The sequence below is a fragment of the Niabella pedocola genome (assembly GCF_021044425.1).
Classification (GTDB): Bacteria; Bacteroidota; Bacteroidia; order Chitinophagales; family Chitinophagaceae; genus Niabella; species Niabella pedocola.
This window is the reverse complement of record NZ_JAJNEC010000006.1, coordinates 264,241-286,296: the sequence shown is the minus strand read 5'-3', so window position 1 is coordinate 286,296 and position 22,056 is coordinate 264,241. Positions and strand designations below refer to the sequence as shown.

The following is a 22,056-nucleotide window of genomic DNA, read 5'->3' as shown; positions in this document are numbered from 1 at the left end:
ACAGTTCTCAGCTAAATAAATTTAAGTAATAATGAATTATCATTATCAATTTTCGGAATCAGAAGTTTGTCTTTTGCCACTTCATTTGATCAAATCAATTAAGAACGTCTTTACAGGTCTCAAATGTGTTTCGAGTTGTTTGCTCCTATATGAGAAATATCTCCTCTGGTTATCACTTTTATCTTTCTTGCAGGCGCACCCACATATACTGCGTCACCATCCAATTTGTTTTTTACAATCGAATGAGCCCCAACTACACAGCCATCCCCGATATCAGAACCTTTTAAAATGGTTACCTTAGCTCCTATCCATACATTTGCGCCTATGAAAATTGGTGCAGTATTAAATTGTGACAAATCATTTATCTGATGGTCCTGGTCGCGGATCACAACCATTTCCGCAATCTTTGTCCCTTGTTCGATCCTTATTAGTTCCCTCGCTACAATAACACAGTTGTCACCAATATAACTATTTCTGATATAAACTTCACCTCCATGATCTGCAATAATTTTTGTTCCCCTCTCAATAAAACTATTCTCGATAACAATTACGGATCCCTTCACGCAAATAATCTTACACCCGGAAGCAATAGTAGACCCAATAATTTTCAAACCAGGATAAAGCAACTTTAAAACTCCTATCCTGATGGTACTTCTTGCAATATCCACTTGTGCAGTTATGAATCTAAACAACCTTCTCAATATGTCTCCTTTTGGGTATTAAAAACAGAATCAAATATTTCAAAGCCGTTTTATAATAATAGGGCTCATTTTTAAAATATCGAAACAAACGTAACCAGTCACCTCGCGTTAATATATCACTCTTTAAATTCTTATACAAAAGATTATGATAAATCTCATCTATTGCCTTTTTTTTCCATTTCTCAGCCTCCCGTGTGCCGATATAAGGCTGCGCGAATTCAGCAACATGTGTCCGAGATTTTATTTCTCGTTCAACATATTTTTCCAGTTTTTTTGATTCATTAGCAGAATGAATATTCCACACTCCACAAATCCTCTTATCGAGTATCACTTCGCCCAATAATGATAGCTTAGCTATGGAATTCAAATCCGAAAATAAAGTATCCCATTCATAGAACTTAACACGGCTTGCATTGAAATGATTATAGATTGTTGTAAGATGGGACCGCGCGTTTAGCGAAAAAAAATTAATAAAATAATCTGTTCCATTTATCAAACAAATATCATCCGGTATTTTTGGGATACTTTTAAACGTCTCCTCCGGAGTAACAACCTCAATGGCCGACTGGTAAAAAACAATCTCATGCCCTTTCCTTTGATATCTCAAAATTGCATCGATAGCGTTCGTTATAAATTTAGGATTCTTATAGTAGTCATCACCATCCAGATTCACCACCCACTCACCGTTAACCAACTCGTTAAATAACCTCTTATAATTACCCACTCTTCCGAGATTAGCTTCATTCCGGAAAACCTTTACAACTCCCGATTCATATGTCTTAGCAGCTGAAAAAGTGCCGTCTGTAGAGGCATCATCGCAAACTATAATTTCAAGATTCTGATAATCTTGACAAATACAGCTCTCAATAGCCCTACAAATTGTAAGCTCCTGATTATAGGTAGGAATTTGAATGGAAACTTTCGGGAACATAATATATAGAGATCTAAATGTGTAAAAGAGATATCCTGCTAAATTGATAACAAACTAAAAATAGTAAAAGATCTGGCCAATAAATTCAAACATTATTTTTCTGATACTTTAGATTATCAAAATCGGTCTTTTAACGTCGCTTAGCTGTCACCTGTCCTGGACATTTCTTTTCCATGCCTTATAATCTTATTGTATATCAGAAGCAGAGATGTTCTAGTATCTGTTATTAAAAATGCGTATAGTGTAAACAACAAAAGGTTTATACCCATTAACTGGATCAGATTAAGATCAGGGTAGTAGAGCTTCTGAATGTATCTTCCGCCCACGAACACTATTATAGCAACACAGACAGGAACACTCAATATATTTTTCAGCCAAAAAATATACTCCCCTTTCATATAAATCGAATGAAAAATCGGAAGCGATACCGACAGCAACAAGGCATTGTATATTAAGGTACAACTAGCGGCACCAACGGCGCCATACTTTATTGTTAAAACAAAAATTAATGGCAATATTACTAATAGACTGAATAGATTTTGATAGAGTCCAAACCTTGTATTTCCCTTTGCCAAAGTATAAGAATAAAAAGTAGATGCTATGCTGTTCATTATAGCTCCTAAAGAGGCTACTCTAAGTATTGGAGCTGTTACCAGCGCAATTTTTCCATTTTTAGTCCATAAAAACAAAATATCGGGAGCAAATACCGCAAGCGCCAATCCTGCAGGCATTACGAGCACTATCACCCATCGATTATACTTATAATACAGTGAGCGGAGTTCATCGAATTTATTTTTTGCTTCCAGTTCATTAAACTTGGGGAGCGCAATTTTATGAATGGGAGCTGATATCATCACCAGCAAATTTGACAGCAAAAATGCAATATTATAGTACCCAACAACCTCCAGCATTAAAAACTTTGAAACAACTACTTTATCAATGCCTGATATAAAAAAAGTAACCACTGCAATTCCAGTCATGCCAACGGAATAGCGTCTGATTCCCAGCAGCATTTTTCTGGAAAAAAATTTCTTAACAGACTTGATACTAATCACTCGGTAGGCATATATCCTAAGTATAAGCGTTCCGAGCAATGTAATCACGGCCTGCCATATAAAGAACGCAATGATACTAGAATTAACGTACTTTAATATAAAGACAACTCCAACTGCTTTTACTATTGCTGTGGATAATGTAATTAGTTCCTGCTGTGCCTGTTTCTGTAGCCCAGCTAATGTACCTTCATATACCGATGAAGGCATCTGGCAAATAAAGAGACCTCCCATTAGCATAACACAATACAAGACGACCTGGGAGTCCAGTTCTTTCGTATTTACCCAATGCCCGGCAATAAAAGGAGAAAGCATTATAATAAGTACTCCCAAGCACATAACGATTCCCCAATACAGTACCTCTATGCTTAGCAAAAGGCTTGCCATGCGTTCAGGGCGGGCATTTTTTGCACGCAAAACCGCAAATTCCCTTGTACTTGATGAACTCAGACCTAATACAAGTAAGGTTAAAGCAGCGGAAATCGTTGAATAAAATGCCACCAACCCATAACTTTCTGCGCCCAAATATCTAATATAAATTGGCAGAAAAAATACACCAATCGCAGCTGCAATAATACGGCACCCAAAGATCAGCCCAATTTTATAGCTCGTAGAGCCAAGCAAGGTTTTAAACATTCACTTTCTTATCAAGAAGCACCGATAAAGTCGGAATAAAAATTTTTCACCAGATTATCACGGCATTTTAAAAGGGTGGAACTTCCTGCAACTCCGTAATGCTCGCATAATTACCCTTTAGTTGTAGTAGAATACAATTTTTAGAACTGCCACTATTATTTAGCTTATTTGAGAATAAATCGATCGTTTAGAACTTTCACTTTAATAGAGACCTGCCTGCGTATTGCATTTGTACATCGTTTCGATTATCTCAACTACTTTTACTCCTTCGCTAACACTGACGTAGCCTCCTGTTCCTTCTTGCAGTTCAAATATAATATTCCTGACAAATTCTCGATGATTGCTATCCTTTTCACGGCTATTTGCTTTTAGTTTATCTGAAGCAACATAGTTCTTAATATCACAATATGCAATTTCATTCACATACTGCCCACCTACCTTTACCGACCCATTCTCCGCAATTACCGTAATGCTGCTCTCCAGGTTTTTGTCCCATACAGCCGTGCTATAACTCAAACACCCCATACCTCCGTTTACAAAATCAAAGTGGACAATCCCCGTATCTTCTATTTCAATAGAATTACCATGACTGAAATTGTTCAGTTTTGCCTGGATATTGGTTAAGTCTCCAAAACACCAAAGCAGCAGATCTATAAAATGACTAAACTGTGTAAACAATACGCCACCATCCATTTCCTTGGTACCATGCCAACTGCCTTTTTTATAATAGCGCTCGTCCCGGTTCCAGAAACAATTAACCTGAACCAAAAAAATCTTGCCCAGCACGCCGCTATCAACAACTTCTTTTAACCAGGCACTTACGGGGCTAAACCGGTTCTGCATCATCACAAACACCTGCCGCTGCACATCGGCTGCTTTTGCTATAATGGCTTCAGCATCGGCGCTGTTCAATGCCATCGGCTTTTCAATCAGTACGTGCTTCCGGGCGTCAAGACATTTTAAAGCATGTTGCGCGTGCAGCCCGTTGGGTGTGGCGATTACCACTATATCTGTCTCCGCGGCATCCGATGACTCCAGAAAATGATCCAGATCCTTATAAAAAGGAATGCCGGATAATTCCTGCTGCGGGTGCATATCGATCACTGCCGTTAACGCACAATCAGGGTGCTCCCCAATCACACGTACATGCCGTTTCCCCATATGTCCGTACCCGACAACTGCAAACCTTGTTTTCCTACTCACCTCTCTAAGACTTTTTATATACGGCTCCGCTTCTCAGTTCATACGCGACACCACTTTCCGGACAAATGGCTATTCCTGCTGCATCAAACTGTAGCTTGTGCCCACACTCACTCATCCATCCCGTTTGGCGCGCCGGGTTTCCTACTACCAGGGCATAGGCCGGTACATCTTTGGTAACCACAGCACCTGCGCCAATAAAAGCATATGCCCCGATCATATTTCCACAAACGACGGTTGCATTGGCACCAATGGTTGCACCCTTTTTCACCAATGTCTGTTTATATTCATTTTTACGACTGATGGCGCTGCGCGGATTCATCACATTGGTAAAGACCATACTGGGCCCCAGGAATACATCATCCTCACAAATGACGCCTTCATAAATGGATACGTTGTTCTGTACCCGCACATTATTGCCAAGAACCACCCTGGAAGCGATCATCACATTCTGACCGAGATTACAATGTTCCCCGATAGTGCATCCTGACATGATGTGTGAAAAGTGCCAGATCTTTGTACCGGTACCAATAACGCAGCCTTCGTCAATAATCGCAGAAGGGTGTGCAAAGAAGTTTGCAGACATCAAGCTGTAAATTCTAAATCCGAAATTCTAAATTCAAAACAACCAATACCGATACTGCCTAAACCGGATACCGGTGCTCATCATTGGTGGTACCCACAGGGTGGTCGGCCATCACTACAATTTTTGAGTGCGCTTCTAATGCCTGTAAGCAAAAAATATGCCCTGGCGGTATATGCAGCACATCAAGTGCACCGGCATTTAATATAAAAACAACAGCGTCGTTCTCATCCAGCTTCGGTTCCTGCCAGTTGTTGACGGGTTTTACTTTTACCTGGAATCCGCCGCTAACGACGGAAAACCATCGGTTTTCAATTTCATGCCCCATCCATCCCCTTACCAGGGACGTGTTATTATGCTCGATTGTATAGATCCGCCTTACAGGTTCCAGCTCAAAATCATTATTGTACAACAGCTGTCCCCGCTCATCAACATGACTTCCACCTTGCAGTAATCGTGCTTCCATATTACTTAATTTTCCGGAGATACTCCCCATAGCCACTTTTGGCCAGCTCCTCTGCCAAAAAGTGCAGCTGTTCTCTATTAATAAACCCGTTCCGGTACGCAATTTCTTCAATACAGCCGATCTTTAAGCCCTGTCGTTTTTCAATTACCCGAACAAACTCAGATGCATCAGTTAACGAATCAAAGGTGCCGGTATCCAGCCAGGCTGTGCCCCGATCCAGTACGGCAACCTGCAGCCGGCCGCTTTTCAGGTATTCTTTATTTACATCCGTGATCTCGTATTCTCCACGGGGAGACGGCTTCAGATTTCTGGCGATCTCCACTACACTGTTATCATAAAAATAGAGGCCGGGCACCGCATAATTCGACTTGGGCTCAGCGGGCTTCTCTTCTATCGATTGCGCTACCCGGTTTTCATCAAACTCCACCACGCCATACCGCTCAGGGTCGGATACCTGGTACGCAAATACATATCCGCCTTCAACATCGGTCAATTTCTTTAGTTGCGAACCTAGTCCTACCCCGTGAAAAATATTATCCCCCAGCACCAACGCTACTTTATCCGTACCGATAAAACCGGCCCCGATCACAAAGGCCTGTGCCAGTCCGTTGGGTTGCTCCTGTACGGCAAATTCAAAGCGGCAGCCGATACGCGCGCCGTCGCCCAGCAGACGTTTGAATCCCGGCTGGTCTTCCGGAGTTGTAATAATAAGCACCTCCCGGATCCCCGCCATCATCAGCACAGACAGCGGGTAATAGATCATCGGTTTATCATAGATGGGCATCAGCTGTTTGCTGATTGCTTTAGTAATAGGGTATAAACGCGTGCCGGAACCTCCGGCTAAAATAATTCCTTTCATGAATGCGAATTATAACTTTCCTTCCAGAAAAAGACCTCCATTGACATATTTCATTTCGATTCGTTGCATCCGGTTAATGCGCATACTGCTGCTCATAATACGCCTGGTACGCGCCGCTCGTCACATGATCCAGCCATTCTTTGTTTTCCAGATACCAATCGATCGTTTTGGAAAGGCCTTCCTCAAAGGTAACGGAGGGCGCCCAACCAAGCTCTTTATTGATCTTGCTGGCATCAATGGCGTACCGCAGATCATGTCCGGGCCGGTCTTTTACAAACGTAATGAGTTGTTCGCTGGTACCTGCCGGACGTTCGAGTTTTTCGTCCATCTGTTTGCACAGCAGTTTTACCAGGTCAATATTCTTCCACTCATTAAAGCCCCCCACATTGTAGTTTTCTCCAACAGTGCCCTGATGAAATACCTGGTCAATTGCCCGGGCATGATCGATTACATACAACCAGTCGCGCGTATATTTTCCATCACCGTACACGGGTAACGGCTTGTTGTGAATGATATTGTGGATCATCAACGGGATCAGCTTCTCGGGAAAATGATTGGGCCCGTAATTATTGGAGCAGTTGGTGAGCACCACCGGTAATCCATACGTATCTGAATAGGCATATACAAAATGGTCGGAGGATGCTTTGGAGGCTGAATAGGGTGAATGCGGATCATATTTGGTCGCTTCCGTAAAGAACCCGGTTTCGCCCAATGCCCCATACACCTCGTCGGTGGAAACATGATGAAACCGTTTACCACTATAATCCTTCTTCCACAATTCTTTGGCTGCATTCAGAAGATTTACAGTTCCTATTACATTGGTGTACACAAAGTCCAGGGGCGATGTGATCGAACGGTCTACATGACTCTCAGCCGCCAGGTGAATGACCCCATCCGGCTTATATTTATCAAATACCGCTTTCACCGCTTCAGCGTCAACAATATTTGCTTTTTCAAAAATGTAATTGGGATGATTTTCTATATCCTTAAGATTTTCAAGATTCCCTGCATAGGTAAGCGCATCCAGGTTGATGATGGTATATTCCGGATACTTCGTTACAAACAACCGCACCACATGCGACCCGATAAATCCTGCTCCGCCGGTAATAATAATTCTTTTAGACATTTGATATAGACATTAAATATTAGATGCCGGATATTGGAACATCAGGCGTTCTGTTCATTACGCAAAATCCCTGCCATCACCGACCATTATCGCTTTTTAGCTTTTCCCAATGCGCTGAAAAAGCCTTTCTTCTTCTTTCGCTCAATGAATGTATCATCCTGGTAATAATCGTTCCCGCTTCTCTCACCATACCCGTACCCATAGCCATAATTACCATAGTATCCGCCACCGGTAGGTAGTTTTGTATCATTCAGTACAATAGAAAGATTGGGCATCTTTTTATTCTCATACATTTCGTTGATCAGGTTCAGCTGCTTCTTAAAGGTATGTCCCTGGCGGGTTACATACAAGGTACAATCTGCATACTTAGCCAGGGTAAGCGCGTCACTTACCATTCCAATGGGTGCCGTATCGATAATGATATAATCAAACTTATTTTTCAGTTGTGCAAATAACTGATCTGTTTTCTCATTCAGCAACAATTCGGCCGGATTAGGTGGTATGGGACCGCAGGGCAGCACATACATATTCTCTTCTCCCGCCACGGGAATGATCAGGCTGTCCAGGTCTACATCCCCGATCATATAATTACTGATCCCCTGACGTTTCTGCATATCCAACCCGCTCAGCACCTTGGGCTTCCGCAGGTCAAATTCCAGCACGATCGTTTTTTTATCGGTCAATCCGTAAACAGCCGCCATATTGGTACTGATAAAGGATTTTCCCTCTCCACCAAAGGAAGAGGTGACCAGGATCACCACTTTATCCCGCTTGCCGGTAATATACTGCAGGTTGGACCTGAGGAGTCGGAACTGCTCTGCAATCAGCGTGCGCTTGGTTTTACTCACCACCAGGGTTTGATCCGATTTAGAATGACCAATTTCTCCCAGTATCGGTGCGTTGGTGGCCCGTTCGATATCCGAACGGGTGTTCACCCGGTCATTCAGGGCTTCTTTTAATACGATAAATAAACCGGGGATCGCCAGTCCGAAAAGGAGGGCTGCTAATTTTACATTCCTGGGACTGGGTTTTACCGGAACCAGGTCGGGCTCTGCTTTTTCAATGATCTTCGTGTTGGAAATGGTACTGGCCCGTTTAATGGCAGCTTCTTCCCGCTTTTCTCCCAGTACTTTAGCCAGCGCCAGCTTGGAGGTCAGGTCCCGTTCAATTTCGGCTTGTTCTGTAATTTTTGCCGGCATTTGCAGGGCACCACCCGTGTTTTTCGATTTTTCAGACGAAACAAGTCCCAGGTTTTTCCGGTAACTGTTTTTCAGGGTCTGAATGTTTGTCAATGCTCCTTTCCGCAGGGTTTCAATGGTTTGATCCAATTGCTTTATCTGTGGATTGTCGACGGGTACATTTCCATCCACCAGGTTTTTACGCTGCAATTGCGCTTCATTCAGTTTTGTCAGCATATCGCCCAGTCCTACATCTTTTACGCCCAACGCCGAGGGTGTAAGTACGCTATTTTCTCCCTTTGCTACCCCGCTTTCCAGAAGATCGAGCGTATTAATGGCCATTCGCTGTTCCTGGCCTGCGGCATCCTGTTCCTGGGCCCGCTGCAATAATGCTGTAATTTGCAGGTTGGCATCCACCAGGTTATTATTTTGCTGGTAAGCGACTAACTTCCGCTGCAGACTGTCAATATCGTGCTGCACAATCCCCAGGCGGTTGTTAATAAAATCGATGGTCAGATCCATGGAAGTATTGCCTTGCTCTACTTTCCAAATGGTGTATTCTTTCATCAGGGTATTGACCACATCTGACGACAAATAGGGATTGGCGGAGTGATATTCGACCAGCAAAATACCCGTATTGGCCAGTTTGGGTTGCACATTCAGATCTCGTATCATATTGGCAGCAATCACATCTTCGTGATTATAGGTGATGGTAAACTCTGCACCTGGCTCCGGCAGTCCGCCGCTTTTCACCAGCTTAAAGACGCCATTCTTGGTTTGAAACAATTGGTCAAAACTGTACAGGGTGTTTTTCTTATCGACCCGGAACTGGTTGGCATTGATGAAATCGATATCCACCGAAAAAGATAACGCTGAATCCACCAATTGTACCGGAACAAATGCAAAGGATGTCCGTTTATAGGCATTCATATTCTTTACATTCCCCTTTTTAACATATCCCACCTGTAAGCCGAGGCTTCGTACCACACGGGTCATGAGGGGGCGCGACTTCAACACCTCTACCTCGTTCAGCAAATTTGTGGTTTTGCTTTTGCCTTCGATCAGTTCCTCCACTTTATCACCCTTAGACTCCTCCGTAGTAATGAGCATATTTCCTATGGAACTATATTGCTCCTGGGTATAACGCAGGTACAGCCAGGCGACAAAAAAGGCCAAGATCAAACTGAGAATAATAATGGGAAGGAAGCGGATATACTTATAAAAAAGCTCCCTTGCACTAAGATTGCCCGATATTTCCTTTTTCTCGATGGATTGCATAACTGTGATTGCAGTATTTTATGATATGAATGGCTGAGTCAGCCGCTTCTATATTATTTTCTTGTAATGGTAATAATGATGGACGCAATTACTGCGGCTGTAGATGCTATCGATGTAGCAAATGAAATCCGGCTTAAACGCCTTGTTTCATCTTTTACTTCCTGCTTATCCTTAACCGGATCAATGAGCAGGATATCATTTTGTTTCAGGTAATAATAAGGAGATGTAAAAACAGTTGCAGAGGAAAGATCCACAACCCCCATTTCCCTCTTACCATCCTGCTCCCGGATCACTTTTACCTCATCCTTCTTTCCCCATTCAGTAATACCACCGGCCATGGAAATGGCTTCAAAAATGTTTACTTTTTCTGTGGGGATATTGAGCACCTGCGGACTATTGAACTCTCCGATGGTTACGATCTTATAGGTTTGAAAGCGGATCAGCACCGTGGGGTTTTTCAAAAGCTCTACCGGCGTCGTCAACCTTTTTTTAATTTCTGCCTCCAATTGTTTTTTGGTAAGTCCCTCTGCATGAATTTTGCCCAGCCTTGGAAAGTCGATATTTCCCTCGCCGTCTACCAGGTAACCGCTGGCAGTACTGGTATTACTGGCTGTGTTACCGGTACCTGCTGCTCCGCCTCCGCCCGGCAAGGGCTGGTTGTACAGAAGGTCCGGATTCGGATCTTTTGTAGGTATAAAATCACTGTACACCTGGATGGCCAGCTGGTCATTCTTCTGGATGATCAACTCGGGGAATTGGGTTTGTTTTTCGATCGACTCATTGCTAGCGCCCTCAAGGTATTGGGGCAGTTTCCGCTGGGTAGCACAGGATACAATCAGCAACACTACAGCCAGTGTTGATGTATAATTAACAAGTTTCATAAAGTTGATTTAGTTATTGATCAGTTTTGATTTATCAAACAAGGCCACGAGGTTATAGTGAAGACTTTCTATAGCCACTTCAACCTTGTTATTCTTTAAATCGATCACCCGGCCTGCCTCCTCTACCAGAATACCCTGGTTTACCATAACCCGCTGATTCCTTTGAGGATTAAAAGGTTCCAGTTCCACATTCTCAAACTCACTTAAAAATTTCCGGATCCGGACCACTTCAAAATCCTTAATAATGGCAGGTTTCCCTTCAATATATACAAAATTAATCACCCCCGGTGTTTCTCTTACTTTTTGCATCTCGGTTATATCTATATAAACAAATAAATAGGACGGCAATAGCGGGACCCAAACGGTTTTCATGCGGTCGCTCCATTTTCGTCTTACTTTGTTTAGGGGGCAATAGGTCATAACGTTCCGGTCTGTAAGTAGTTTTGATACTTTTTTCTCCCAACGGGGCTTTGTATAGATCGCATACCAGCTTTTCTCTTTCATTTGTTTACACGGCTTCGCCCCCTCAGTCACATCCCTATCAAACGTGACCGGAACAAAATGCTACAGGAACATCCCTGCAAATATAGCGGTAACAATGTTTATACGGAAAATTCTCTCCTGCCCGTAATATTATATGGGTTAAATTTGTATTTTACCATCTTATTCATTAAAAATGAGAATTCGGTACCGATCGCTTGACGTTTTCAGAGGAGCTACTGTTTGCCTGATGATCCTGGTCAACAACCCCGGCAGCTGGGGCCATATTTATGGTCCGCTGGAACATGCACCCTGGCATGGCCTTACCCCTACGGATCTCGTATTTCCGTTTTTTTTATTTGCCGTTGGCAACGCTATGGCGTTTGTGATGCCGCGCTTACAGGAGGCCGGATCAGGCGTGTTCTGGAAAAAAGTCCTCAAAAGAACGCTGATGATCTTCGGGATCGGACTCTTTTTAAACTGGTATCCTTTTATACGCTGGAACGAAGGTGCGCTGGAACTGATCCCCTGGACCTCCAGCCCTGAAAAAGGGGTCCGCATCTTTGGGGTATTGCAACGCATCGCCGTTTGTTACTTTTTTGCCTCCGTTATCGCCTATTACCTGAAGCCCAGGGCCGCGGCCCTGCTTTCCGTGGTACTGCTATTGCTGTACTGGGCCCTGTGTATTATAGGCAACCCCGCCGATCCCTATAGCCTCGCCGGCTGGTTCGGAACGGAACAGGTAGATAAGCTGATTCTGCATACCGCCCATATGTATAAGGGAGAAGGTGTTCCTTTTGACCCCGAAGGCATTGCCAGCACGTTACCGGCTATTGTACAGGTCGTTTTTGGCTATTTTGTGGGAATGTATATCCGGAACAGCAGTGCAGAGATGCCCCCCAACCTGGATAAAAACAGCCCGGCAAATCCCATGTTTAAAATGCTGACCGGACTTTTTGTAGCAGGTATCGCGTTGTTATTCACCGGTTTTTGCTGGGATATGACATTCCCCATCAACAAAAAGATCTGGACCAGCTCCTATACGATATACACCACCGGTCTAGCCGTTGTGACCATCGCAACGATGATCTATTTTATCGAGATCCGCGAAAAAACCGGCTTTTTAGCACGCTTTTTTGAAGTTTTTGGCAAAAATCCGCTGTTTATTTTCGCCCTAAGCGCATTTTTGCCCAAAACGGCAGCTCTTTTTAAAACAAAAGACGGAGTTACTCCCTGGAACTGGCTTTACACAAAGGTGCTGGTTCATACACCCGGTGCAAAGGAGAATGGATCTCTTTTATATGCTATCTGTGTTATTATTTTTATGTGGGCCATCTGCTACTGGCTCGATAAGAAGAAAATTTATATAAAAGTATAGCTAGTCTATAATTAACTGATTTTCAAATAAAAACCGTTGCTCCACATGCCATGAGCGATAGCCCTCCAGCTGTCGCAGCAGGAGCATCCCGTTCATAATAAACTGGGTTTGAAAGGGTTCCTTTTCAAAATAGGGCCATACCCGTTCAAATTGCCAGGATTGCAGGTTACGGGCCAGGGATATGCGCGGCAGTGTGTTAAACCGCTCATTACTCCAGGAAGCCGGCAGGGCTGCTATCTTTTCAGTTACTGCGTTGATCCGTTCCCCTTCCGTTACCGGTATATAAATTTCTTTCTTTTCAAGATGAGCAACTCCTTTTAAATGAATTTTCCAGGGCATGGTTGCCAGCGCAATCCGGTGCAGCTGGTCAGTTACCGCCATTTCATCGGGTTCATACACAGAAAAACTTGCAAGATAGATAACGGAACTGCTACCGGCCAAAGGCGTTCCCGGGAATAACGCATCCAACCGGGTACTGATGTCCGCTATTTTCCGCTTTACCGCCACCGGCGTATCCAGAATCAGCCGGTAGTTGTTTAAAGCCGCTCTTTTATAGGTTATAATATCCTGCACAATAGGAGGTTATATATAAAAAAGGATGCAATTCGGGTGCCAGAAATTATTAAATCCTTCCCAAAGGCAAACGGGTCGTATTTTTGCGGGCGAATTCAATCTTTTGTTCAATATTTATTATGTTTTTTACTAACGCAACAAGAAAAAAGAATGCCCCCATAAGCCGGATCCGTAAAGCCACTCACCTGCTTTGGGGCCTTGCAACGGCCGTTTCAATCGTATCCTGTAACCAAAACAATGTAAAACAGGACAATTCTTTAAAAAAATATTTTGACGAGCACCAGCTTAACGGCACTTTTGCCCTGCTGAACAATGGCACGGGCGAATTTACCGTGTACAATCTGGCCCGCTACCGTGACAGCGCCTATCTTCCGGCAAGTACGTTTAAAATTGTAAATTCACTGATCGGGCTTCAGACGGGAATTATTTCCAGCGACAGCATGGTGATTCCCTGGGATGGCATCCAGCGGGCTGTTCCTGAATGGAATAAGGACCTGAATATGTACCAGGCTTTCCGCGTTTCGGCCGTTCCTTATTACCAGGAAGTAGCCCGGCGGATCGGCAAGGAAAAAATGCAGTACTGGCTGGATTCCCTTCATTATGGAGCGGGAAAAAAAGATACCCTCTTTAAGATCCGGTCCGCAGTTGATACGTTCTGGCTCGATAATACCTTAAAATTAACCCCGGATGAGAACCTGGGACTGGTAAAAAAGCTATACTTCAATGAACTTCCCTTCTTCAAACTTTACCAGGAAAAAGTGAAAAATGCAATGCTGTTTGAAGACAATGCCAATTACAAGCTGGCCTATAAGACCGGCTGGGCCACTACAGACAAAAGCCATGCACTTGGCTGGATCGTTGGCTGGATCGAGGAAAACCGCCACCCTTATTTTTTTGTACTGAATGTAGAATCTCCCGATCTCAAATACGACATGACCACGGTGCGGCTGAAAATGCTTAAGGACATTTTAAAGCAACTGGGCTTTTTTGAGGGAAAAATGTGATCCGTTAGGCATGTAACATATTCCATTCTAAATATTAAATGAAAAAGCAGCGAACCCGTTGCGGCTCTGCGATACAGGTCCTGAGGGCTCTGCGTTTCTATCTTTTATATTCCCGCAAGCTACCTTATCAACTTGTTAACGTTTTAACCCGCTCAACTTATTAACTTTACGAAGTCAATGAGTTTTGAATTTCAATACATTTATTTTATCTGGCTGAGCGCAGCAGTGTTGCTGTTTCTCCTGTTGTTTTCTGTAGTAAAACAATGGAAAAGAAGGACGATCCTTAAAATAGGAGAACCAGCCCTGGTAAAATCCATGATCCGGGGATATAGCCCATTCCGGTTTAATTTCAAATTTATCCTGCTGTGCCTGGCCTTCCTGATGGGCGTGCTCTGTACCATGAGCCTGCGCAAACCCGGGGGTAGCGACGGCATTAAACGGGAGGGTATTGACGTGGTTTTTGCCCTGGATCTTAGCAAAAGCATGCTGGCCGAAGATGTAAAGCCCAGCCGGCTGCTGCTGGCCAAGCAATTTATCAGTAAAATGATGGATGCCATGCCCAATAACCGCATCGGGTTGGTATGGTTTGCCGGTAAAGCCTATATACAGATGCCGATCAGTGCCGACCATAGCGCCGCCCAGATCTATGTGAACGATGCCTCACCGGATGTGGTGCCTGTAAAAGGCACTGTTATCGGGGATGCCCTGGAAGAAAGTTTCAAAACCTTTGGAGAGCGGGAAGCCAAGTTTAAGGCGGTAATTCTCATCTCCGATGGAGAAGATCATGATGAAAAAGCCCTGGAGCTTTCAAAGGAAATGCAGAAACGCGGGCTAATGGTGAACACGGTGGGCATCGGGTCTCCCGGGGGTACATATATACCGGATGACTCTACCGGTGGCAATAAACTGGATCCGGAAACGGGCCAGCCGATCGTTTCAAAACTCAACCAGAAAGAATTACAGCAGATCGCAAACAACACCAACGGGGTGTATGTGCAGCTCACCGATATTGATGCAGCCATTAAAACGATCAATGCACAGTTGGCGCAGATCGACAAGAAGGTAACCGGAGATGCCAATCTGATGAGCTTTTCCTATTATTTCTGGGTATTTGCGGCGGCCATGCTCTTACTCTTAGTGGCAGAGCAGCTATTACCCGAAGGTAAAAAAGCAAAAGAATGAAAAGCCATTTTGTATACCTGTTACACCTCATCGCCCTTCCTCTGCTGGCCCAGGACGGAAGCAGCTTTATAAAACAAGGAAACGAATACTACAAGGAGGGCAAAATGGAGGAGGCTGTAAAAGCCTATGATAAGGCGATGGACGGTCCTCAGAAATACACCGCCCTGATGAATAAAGGCAACGCTTTATACCGGCTGAAAAAACAGGATGAGGCCATAAAAACATATGCGCAGGTGGCTACATCCCGGCAAACCAGTGATGAACTGCGTGCCGGCGCCTACTATAACACGGGTGTGGTATACTCCAACCAAAATAAGCTGGAGGCAAGCATTGAAGCGTATAAGAATGCGCTGCGCTTTAACAGCAATGATACAAAGGCGCGTGAGAACCTGCAAAAAGCCTTACTGGAAAGGAAGAAGCAAAGCGGCGGCGGACAGGATAAAAAGGAAGACGAAAACCGGAAGCCCGACAAATCCAGACTCAATCAGCACCAGGCTCAAAACCAGCTTAACAAGTTAGAAAATAAGGAAAAAAACACCCAGCAGCGGATCTCAGAGGATAAATCACAATATGGAACCAGCAACGGAAAAGACTGGTAGTTGCTTTTTGCTGGAATCTAATAACTAATTTGAGATATTGGAAAGCGAAGATACCGTTACTATTCCGGCATCTCCCCGGATAAAATGTATATCTGTATCCCAAAATTGGGGAATTAAGCACCCCACATCCGGCAGACACAGCGCTAACCCGGAGGGTTAAATAGTTACCCCTGCAATCTTACCGGATCACCAATGGTTTGGCAAATTTTTCGGCCTCCGCTGTGATCATTTTTTCAAATCCCTGTTGCGTGGCAAAGGCATTATCGGTCACTTCCCATCCTACATAGTAACGGTACACCATGGGCCGGCCGGCCTGCACCTTCATATCCAATGTAAATACATTCGTAACATCTGTGTTCTGTGCGCTAATATGTCCCCAGCCTTTTACATCCGATGCCGCTGTTAAAATGCCCAACCCCAGCTGATCTTTATTTTCGCTTTGCTGATCATAGGTATACAGACCCGCAATTCCTGAACGGTTTATTTTATGCTCCTGTTTGCTGTAAAAATCGATCGTACCCGTTACCAGTGATGCGTTGGCCGGCAGGTTACTGAAAGTTACTTTGTTTTCGAAAAAATATTGTCCGCCCCAGATACTGATCTGCTCTGTAACATTGATGGGCATTGCATCCAGAAGATACTGCCAGTTCTTGTACTGTATTTCAAACACGGAACGCAGCGGTCCGGAGCTTAACTGCCGGTAAACCACTTGCTGTACATTACGTCCAAACCGGATGAGCGAATCTTTTCCGTTTACTTTTGTACGAAGCGCCAGGGCACCCGCTCCCAGCGATTTCCCTACTTTCAGAATGTCCATTCCCCAGTCTGATAAATTATGGTAGCTGTTTCCCGGATGGGCCCCTACCTCATCCAACACCATATTGGATACCCGTTTTCCCCAGATATCATTGGCATTCCGTATATCAAAATATTTGCGAAAGCCCACCTTGTCATTTTCCCATGCCGGTCCTTCCGTTAAATAAGGCGGCAATTGTTGTTTTGAAAAGTCCGTTGGGATATTATTATACGGCATGGTATCCGTTACCACATTATCTCCAAAACTATTATCCGGAAGCCGGTGCTTCTGCCGCACATAGGCACGTACTACGGCCTTTATCGCTGCAGGCCGGTCGCCGGCAGCCACGGAAAGCACCCGCTTTTGTTTGGGAGCCAGGTTTAGCAGCAACACCGCTTCATCCCAGATTCCGTCGCCGTCCAGATCATCAAACTGTACCAGCTGCGGTACCTTTTTATCTGTAACCAGCAGGTATTGCCCTTCTTTCAAAGCAGGCAGTTTTCGTTTGATCCATGTGCGTTTCAATACCACCAGCTCGTCTTTCCGTTCCATCGCCGAAGGATTGATCACCTCAATGGTTTTCGTTTGGGCAGACACAACCACTCCAACAGCGACGGCTATTGTTAAAAAAAATCCTTTCATGTATTCGTATATTTTATTGGGCCTTTACAGCCTGACGGGCGATCAATACCCATTGGTTGCCTTGTTTTGTCCAAACGGTCATAATCTTCAATGTAGTATGCCCCGGTTGCTTATTATCATTGGTATCTGCATCCAGCAAATGACGTACGATAGCGGTATTGTTTACGATATAAACGGTTTGATCTTTAATATCGATCTTTGTAAAATCGCTGGCCCCGGTTTTAAAAGATTCCAGGAACTCCGCCTTATTCTGCACTTTGCCGCTGGAATGCCCGTAGGTCAATTGCCCCGATGCCAATGCACTCAATACGGGTATATCACTGTCCAGCATAGCCTTGGTGAGCTTTTTAACGGCAGCTTCCACCTGACGGGTGGTTTTTCCCTGTGCCCATAAAGTAGTAACTGGAGCAAGCAGGATTGCTAAAACGAATGCAAAAAATCGTACACGCATAAGATCATTGTTTAACCCACAAATATACCCGATAATTTCTCAAAACGAAGCGGCTTCTATTTAAACGGTAATACGCCGGTACCGGCATTATAATTGCTGCGTAGGTGAACGATGACACAACCGTCCTTACGGCTCCTTCTGATATTGCTGCTGGCGCTGAGCGCCTGTACCGCTTCAAAAAAAGGCAGGCGTTCCCCGGCGCCTGTTAACACTCCGGCTTCCGGCTCTGCAACGGCCAATCCTTCCGAGCAAGGTACCCGTACTCCTGATGCCACCATGGCCCTGTCGATGGACCGGCCATTGCCTATCGATCGCAGGGAATTTACCGCCTATGCCAAAACCTTCCTGGGTACTCCGTATAAATACGGGTCGGCCGATCCGGGGAAAGGATTCGACTGCTCCGGTTTCCTCTATCATATTTTCCGGCATTACCATGTAAAATCGCCCCGCAGCTCTTATGATTATGAATATGTGGGCACGGCAGTAAGTCCGCAAAAGGCATTACCCGGCGACCTCATCCTGTTCAGGGGAGAAAACAGCCGCAGGATCGGGCATATCGGGATCATTACTTCCAATAAAGAGCCGCTGAACTTTATTCATGCCGCAGGCAGCGGCACCGGGGTTATCATCTCTACCTTTTCGGGTTATTACAAAAAGCAATTTGTAAAGATCATCCGGGTGCTGCAATAAGGAATCATTCTTTTGTCTTAACCCATAAGGGATACAGGACAGCGCAACAATCCACTGTAACACATAAAAAAGCATCCTGCTTTTGACAGGATGCTTAAAAAACAATTGTAATAACCACCTTAGCGGTCTATCGATCCCAGCACTTTTTTTGAAAAATGATTCAGTGCATCCGACTCCCGCATGCCGCTCTTCACCAGTTCATGCACCTCAATGGCACCGCACAGGTTGGTGATCAGCTCACCGGCAACATCCAGCTCTTCATCTTTTATATTCATCTCAGAAAAGGCTTCCAGCACTTCTACTGTTGCCTGCAACTTCTCCGGAGGAGCCGCCTGGTATAATTTCCTAATTATTGGTAATTTCATTAAATAATTCATTTAAAGATGCAGCCTGGTTCGTTTGCACCTGGTTTAACAACTGACCATTCTTAAAGGCCGCAAAAGTGGGCAGGTTGTCTACTTTCGCCAGCTTGCGGGATTCGGGCAACTTTTCGGCGTCCACATAAATAAAAGCAACACCTTCATTTTCGCTGGCCAGCTTTTTAAACTTGGGCTTCATGATCCGGCAGTTGCCGCACCAACCAGCACCGTATTGCACCATCACCTTTTCATTATCGGCTACCAGTTGCTGTAAATTATCTTCACTCAATTCTACGTACATAATCTTTTTTTTAATTCTCACTAAAATAAGCAGCCACGCCTTCACGATCAGCGTTCATCGCTTTTTTACCCTCCTCCCAGTTTGCCGGGCACACTTCTCCATGTTTTTGCACATGGGCATAGGCATCAATCAACCGCAGGTATTCCTGAACATTCCGTCCCACAGGCATATCATTTACACTTTCATGAAATACTTTGCCTTCCTCGTCGATAAGATAGGTAGCGCGGTAGCTGACATTGGATCCGCTTAGCTTTACCTCACCGGTTTCATCGTTTACCTCATAATCAGCATCCAGGATACCCAGTTCACCCGACAGGTAACGGTGTGTATCTGCAAGAATCGGATAGGTTACGCCTTCAATTCCTCCATTATCCTTAGGTGTATTTAACCACGCAAAATGCACTTCCGCTGTATCGCAGGACGCTCCGATAATGATTGTGTTGCGCTTTTCAAACTCCTGGATGGCTTCCTGAAAAGCGTGCAATTCTGTAGGACATACAAACGTAAAATCCTTGGGATACCAGAATAACAATACTTTCTTTTTATTTTCTACGGCTTCTTTGTATACATCGATCTTCAACGTATCTCCCATCTCAGACATCGCGTCAATGGCCACACTTGGGAATTTCTTTCCTACTAAAGGCATACTTTCTGTTTTATAGTTTATGAAATATGATTTATGTTTTTCAATTGCGGTGCAAAAGTACCACAAAAAGCAAGGTGCTTCAAATGATAGTTTCTATAGCCCATAGATAAAATCTATAAAACATCATTTGATATAGACGCCACGACACACCGCATAAAAAAAGCTCCGTACGGGTAACGCACGGAGCTTAAATTTTTCCTGCCTGTTACCAGCGGGCAACCACGGTTACGCCTCCTACTGCTACATCACCGATCTTTACATTTATTTTTGCATCCAGCGGCAGCAGCAGGTCTACCCGGGAACCGAACTTGATAAATCCCATTTCCTCGTTCTGCTTTACCTTTTTACCCACCTGGTTATAGTTTACGATCCGTTTGGCCAATGCGCCCGCAATTTGTTTGGTAAGCACCTCTTTTCCGCTGCTATGCCGGTACACATTGGAATGCCGCTCATTTTCCGTAGAAGATTTCGGGTGCCAGGCCACCAGGTATTTTCCCTTGTGGTACTGGTTATATACGATCTCGCCATTTACCGGGTTGCGGTTCACATGCACATTCAGCGGGCTCATAAAAATGGATACCTGTATCCTGCGATCTTTAAAATATTCATCAGCCTCCACTTCCTCAATCACCACCACCTTGCCGTCGCAGGGAGCAATCACCGCGGTGTCGTCCATGGTATAATTCCGTCCGGGAATCCTGAAAAATGAAATGATCAATGCAAATACCACGATCCATGCCGTTTCGAGGATCCAGAAAATAACCGGATATGCCTCAAACAGGAAATAGTAAAAAACAAAACTTACGATTAAAAACAATATCGTACTAATGGTTATGGTGGCCCGGCCTTCCCTGTGTAATGTCATTTGTTTTTATTTAGGCCGCAAAATTACGCAAAAGCTGCGAGGTTTTATGATCTGTCCTCTGCCTCCTAAAAGATCGACCTGCCCTCAACTTTTCCTGAACAGACAACCGTTAACTGTTTTCATGACCAATTCAACTTTCTAACCATTTTTTAAATATTCCCGGATTTTAGCGCAAGCCCGCAAAAAACCGGGGCAACAGCTCCCCGGTTCCTGCAGATGGTTTAATATCCCTGATCCACATTACTGAAAATGAGCATCATGGACCAGCCGGTATTTAAACCGCCATCAATTTCCTTAACAGATCGAAGCAACCAGCACTCCATCCGGCTATCATTGATCCAATACTTCGAAGGTGATCGGTTGTTTCCGGTAGGCCTTTACCGGATATCCATTTTGAATAGCCGCTTTCCATTTTCCCGACTTTTTAATTACCCGGATCGCTTCCGCGCCCATACCGAAACCGGGATCTTTTAGCACCTTAACATCACTTACCGTTCCGTTTACATCTACCACAAACTGCACCAGAACCTGATATCTGCCCGGGGTTGCTCCATTATCTACCGGTATTTCACCACGGAGGTTCGTTGTCAGAAACCGAAGCCAGTCTCCGGGATAACTAGCCTCCACCTGAACGATTTCAAAGATTTCCGGTATTTTCTCCTTTGGTTTCACGTCTAAGATCCCCTTCCCGTCTGGAAGACCATCCGGTGGCACCGCAATATTCCCCAATTTCTCTCCTTCAACATTTTTCAACCCGATCTTTACATCCGCCAGGTCGTCCTGCGTAGGCGGTGGTGTTACCACCTCTTTGTCCTGTACAATTTTGGGAATTACAAATTGTGTAGTTGCAATCTTTTTAGGTTCCTGCAGTTTGGGAGGTGGTGGCGCCGGCGGCTCTGCTTTTTCCGGTTCCTCTATTTTGGTAAGATCCACAACGTGGCTTATAATAGGAACCGGTGCCTTTTTGGATTCGGCACCTTTCAAAGCGGAAGCCCCCATAAAAGTAGCAATGATCAACCCGGTGGCACCCAGTGCTTTTATCAACCGGCGGTTATAGGTGTTCCGTAATTCATAAGCGCCATAGGCTTTGTTTCTTCCATCAAACAAAATGTCGAGGAAAGAAGCCGACAGGATTTTTGTTGTTTCCATCGTTTATGTTTTAGTTATTAAAATGCATAGCGGGGCCCGTTCCCGAACCG

24 protein-coding genes are annotated in these 22,056 nt (G+C 44.5%); 5 read left to right on the top strand and 19 right to left on the bottom strand.

The window, feature by feature from the left end; translation table 11 throughout:
* Window positions 1-119: 119 nt before the first annotated feature.
* The 11 genes from LQ567_RS20560 to LQ567_RS20510 form a co-directional block, all read right to left on the bottom strand.
* The gene (locus tag LQ567_RS20560; protein WP_231007625.1) at window positions 120-701 is read right to left on the bottom strand and encodes an acyltransferase; all 582 of its coding nucleotides are present in this window, start codon (window positions 699-701) and stop codon (window positions 120-122) included.
* The gene (locus LQ567_RS20555) at window positions 685-1,632 is read right to left on the bottom strand and encodes a glycosyltransferase family 2 protein (RefSeq protein ID WP_231007624.1); all 948 of its coding nucleotides are present in this window, start codon (window positions 1,630-1,632) and stop codon (window positions 685-687) included. Before LQ567_RS20555 ends, LQ567_RS20560 begins: the two co-directional genes overlap by 17 nt.
* Before the next feature lie 140 nt (window positions 1,633-1,772).
* On the bottom strand, window positions 1,773-3,320 hold the full coding sequence (locus LQ567_RS20550; RefSeq protein WP_231007623.1) for an oligosaccharide flippase family protein: 1,548 nt from the start codon (window positions 3,318-3,320) through the stop codon (window positions 1,773-1,775).
* Between the two features lie 201 nt (window positions 3,321-3,521).
* Window positions 3,522-4,523, bottom strand: coding sequence for a Gfo/Idh/MocA family protein (locus tag LQ567_RS26225; protein ID WP_231007622.1), 1,002 nt, complete (start codon window positions 4,521-4,523; stop codon window positions 3,522-3,524).
* 4 nt (window positions 4,524-4,527) lie between these two features.
* Complete coding sequence (locus tag LQ567_RS20540) at window positions 4,528-5,106, bottom strand: acyltransferase (protein WP_231007620.1); 579 nt, start codon at window positions 5,104-5,106, stop codon at window positions 4,528-4,530.
* 58 nt (window positions 5,107-5,164) lie between these two features.
* Window positions 5,165-5,569, bottom strand: a complete 405-nt coding sequence (locus LQ567_RS20535) for a cupin domain-containing protein (RefSeq protein ID WP_231007619.1) — start codon at window positions 5,567-5,569, stop codon at window positions 5,165-5,167.
* A gap of 1 nt (window position 5,570) precedes the next feature.
* A complete protein-coding gene (gene rfbA / locus LQ567_RS20530; protein WP_231007618.1) occupies window positions 5,571-6,428 on the bottom strand; it encodes a glucose-1-phosphate thymidylyltransferase RfbA in 858 nt (285 codons plus the stop codon).
* 73 nt (window positions 6,429-6,501) lie between these two features.
* Window positions 6,502-7,554, bottom strand: coding sequence for a dTDP-glucose 4,6-dehydratase (gene rfbB / locus LQ567_RS20525; RefSeq protein WP_231007617.1), 1,053 nt, complete (start codon window positions 7,552-7,554; stop codon window positions 6,502-6,504).
* Window positions 7,555-7,640: 86 nt separating this feature from the next.
* Complete coding sequence (locus tag LQ567_RS20520) at window positions 7,641-10,010, bottom strand: exopolysaccharide transport family protein (RefSeq protein ID WP_231007616.1); 2,370 nt, start codon at window positions 10,008-10,010, stop codon at window positions 7,641-7,643.
* 53 nt (window positions 10,011-10,063) lie between these two features.
* The gene (locus LQ567_RS20515; RefSeq protein WP_231007615.1) at window positions 10,064-10,891 is read right to left on the bottom strand and encodes a polysaccharide biosynthesis/export family protein; all 828 of its coding nucleotides are present in this window, start codon (window positions 10,889-10,891) and stop codon (window positions 10,064-10,066) included.
* Window positions 10,892-10,900: 9 nt separating this feature from the next.
* Window positions 10,901-11,395, bottom strand: a complete 495-nt coding sequence (locus tag LQ567_RS20510; protein ID WP_231007614.1) for a UpxY family transcription antiterminator — start codon at window positions 11,393-11,395, stop codon at window positions 10,901-10,903.
* Between the two features lie 172 nt (window positions 11,396-11,567).
* Between LQ567_RS20510 and LQ567_RS20505 the strand changes: the two genes are divergently transcribed.
* A complete protein-coding gene (locus LQ567_RS20505) occupies window positions 11,568-12,749 on the top strand; it encodes an acyltransferase family protein (RefSeq protein ID WP_231007613.1) in 1,182 nt (393 codons plus the stop codon).
* On the opposite strand, the gene LQ567_RS20500 is transcribed toward LQ567_RS20505, so the two are convergent.
* A complete protein-coding gene (locus tag LQ567_RS20500) occupies window positions 12,750-13,322 on the bottom strand; it encodes a 2'-5' RNA ligase family protein (RefSeq protein ID WP_231007611.1) in 573 nt (190 codons plus the stop codon).
* Window positions 13,323-13,441: 119 nt separating this feature from the next.
* Between LQ567_RS20500 and LQ567_RS20495 the strand changes: the two genes are divergently transcribed.
* The 3 genes from LQ567_RS20495 to LQ567_RS20485 all read left to right on the top strand — a co-directional run bounded on the left by LQ567_RS20495 (window position 13,442) and on the right by LQ567_RS20485 (window position 16,107).
* Window positions 13,442-14,326, top strand: coding sequence for a penicillin-binding transpeptidase domain-containing protein (locus tag LQ567_RS20495; protein ID WP_231007609.1), 885 nt, complete (start codon window positions 13,442-13,444; stop codon window positions 14,324-14,326).
* Window positions 14,327-14,503: 177 nt separating this feature from the next.
* On the top strand, window positions 14,504-15,508 hold the full coding sequence (locus tag LQ567_RS20490) for a VWA domain-containing protein (protein WP_231007606.1): 1,005 nt from the start codon (window positions 14,504-14,506) through the stop codon (window positions 15,506-15,508).
* Complete coding sequence (locus LQ567_RS20485; protein ID WP_231007604.1) at window positions 15,505-16,107, top strand: tetratricopeptide repeat protein; 603 nt, start codon at window positions 15,505-15,507, stop codon at window positions 16,105-16,107. Before LQ567_RS20490 ends, LQ567_RS20485 begins: the two co-directional genes overlap by 4 nt.
* A 178-nt stretch (window positions 16,108-16,285) precedes the next feature.
* Here the strand turns inward: LQ567_RS20485 and LQ567_RS20480 are convergent, their stop codons facing one another.
* Together LQ567_RS20480 and LQ567_RS20475 are read right to left on the bottom strand one after the other, a co-directional pair.
* A complete protein-coding gene (locus tag LQ567_RS20480) occupies window positions 16,286-17,545 on the bottom strand; it encodes a DUF4861 domain-containing protein (RefSeq protein ID WP_231007603.1) in 1,260 nt (419 codons plus the stop codon).
* Between the two features lie 13 nt (window positions 17,546-17,558).
* Window positions 17,559-17,996, bottom strand: coding sequence for a nuclear transport factor 2 family protein (locus tag LQ567_RS20475; RefSeq protein WP_231007602.1), 438 nt, complete (start codon window positions 17,994-17,996; stop codon window positions 17,559-17,561).
* A gap of 111 nt (window positions 17,997-18,107) precedes the next feature.
* Here LQ567_RS20475 and LQ567_RS20470 point away from each other — a divergent pair, with 111 nt between their 5' ends.
* Window positions 18,108-18,686 (top strand): C40 family peptidase, encoded by a 579-nt coding sequence (locus LQ567_RS20470; RefSeq protein WP_231007601.1) that lies wholly within the window; start codon window positions 18,108-18,110, stop codon window positions 18,684-18,686.
* 119 nt (window positions 18,687-18,805) lie between these two features.
* Here the strand turns inward: LQ567_RS20470 and LQ567_RS20465 are convergent, their stop codons facing one another.
* The 5 genes from LQ567_RS20465 to LQ567_RS20445 all read right to left on the bottom strand — a co-directional run bounded on the left by LQ567_RS20465 (window position 18,806) and on the right by LQ567_RS20445 (window position 22,006).
* Window positions 18,806-19,051, bottom strand: a complete 246-nt coding sequence (locus LQ567_RS20465) for a DUF6952 family protein (RefSeq protein WP_231007600.1) — start codon at window positions 19,049-19,051, stop codon at window positions 18,806-18,808.
* Window positions 19,032-19,346 (bottom strand): thioredoxin family protein, encoded by a 315-nt coding sequence (locus LQ567_RS20460; protein ID WP_231007599.1) that lies wholly within the window; start codon window positions 19,344-19,346, stop codon window positions 19,032-19,034. Before LQ567_RS20460 ends, LQ567_RS20465 begins: the two co-directional genes overlap by 20 nt.
* Window positions 19,347-19,356: 10 nt before the next feature.
* Entirely contained in the window at window positions 19,357-19,992 is a 636-nt protein-coding gene (locus LQ567_RS20455; protein ID WP_231007598.1) for a peroxiredoxin, read from the bottom strand.
* Window positions 19,993-20,197: 205 nt separating this feature from the next.
* Complete coding sequence (locus LQ567_RS20450) at window positions 20,198-20,857, bottom strand: phosphatidylserine decarboxylase family protein (protein ID WP_231007597.1); 660 nt, start codon at window positions 20,855-20,857, stop codon at window positions 20,198-20,200.
* 330 nt (window positions 20,858-21,187) lie between these two features.
* Window positions 21,188-22,006, bottom strand: coding sequence for an energy transducer TonB (locus tag LQ567_RS20445; protein WP_231007596.1), 819 nt, complete (start codon window positions 22,004-22,006; stop codon window positions 21,188-21,190).
* Window positions 22,007-22,056 lie beyond the last annotated feature (50 nt).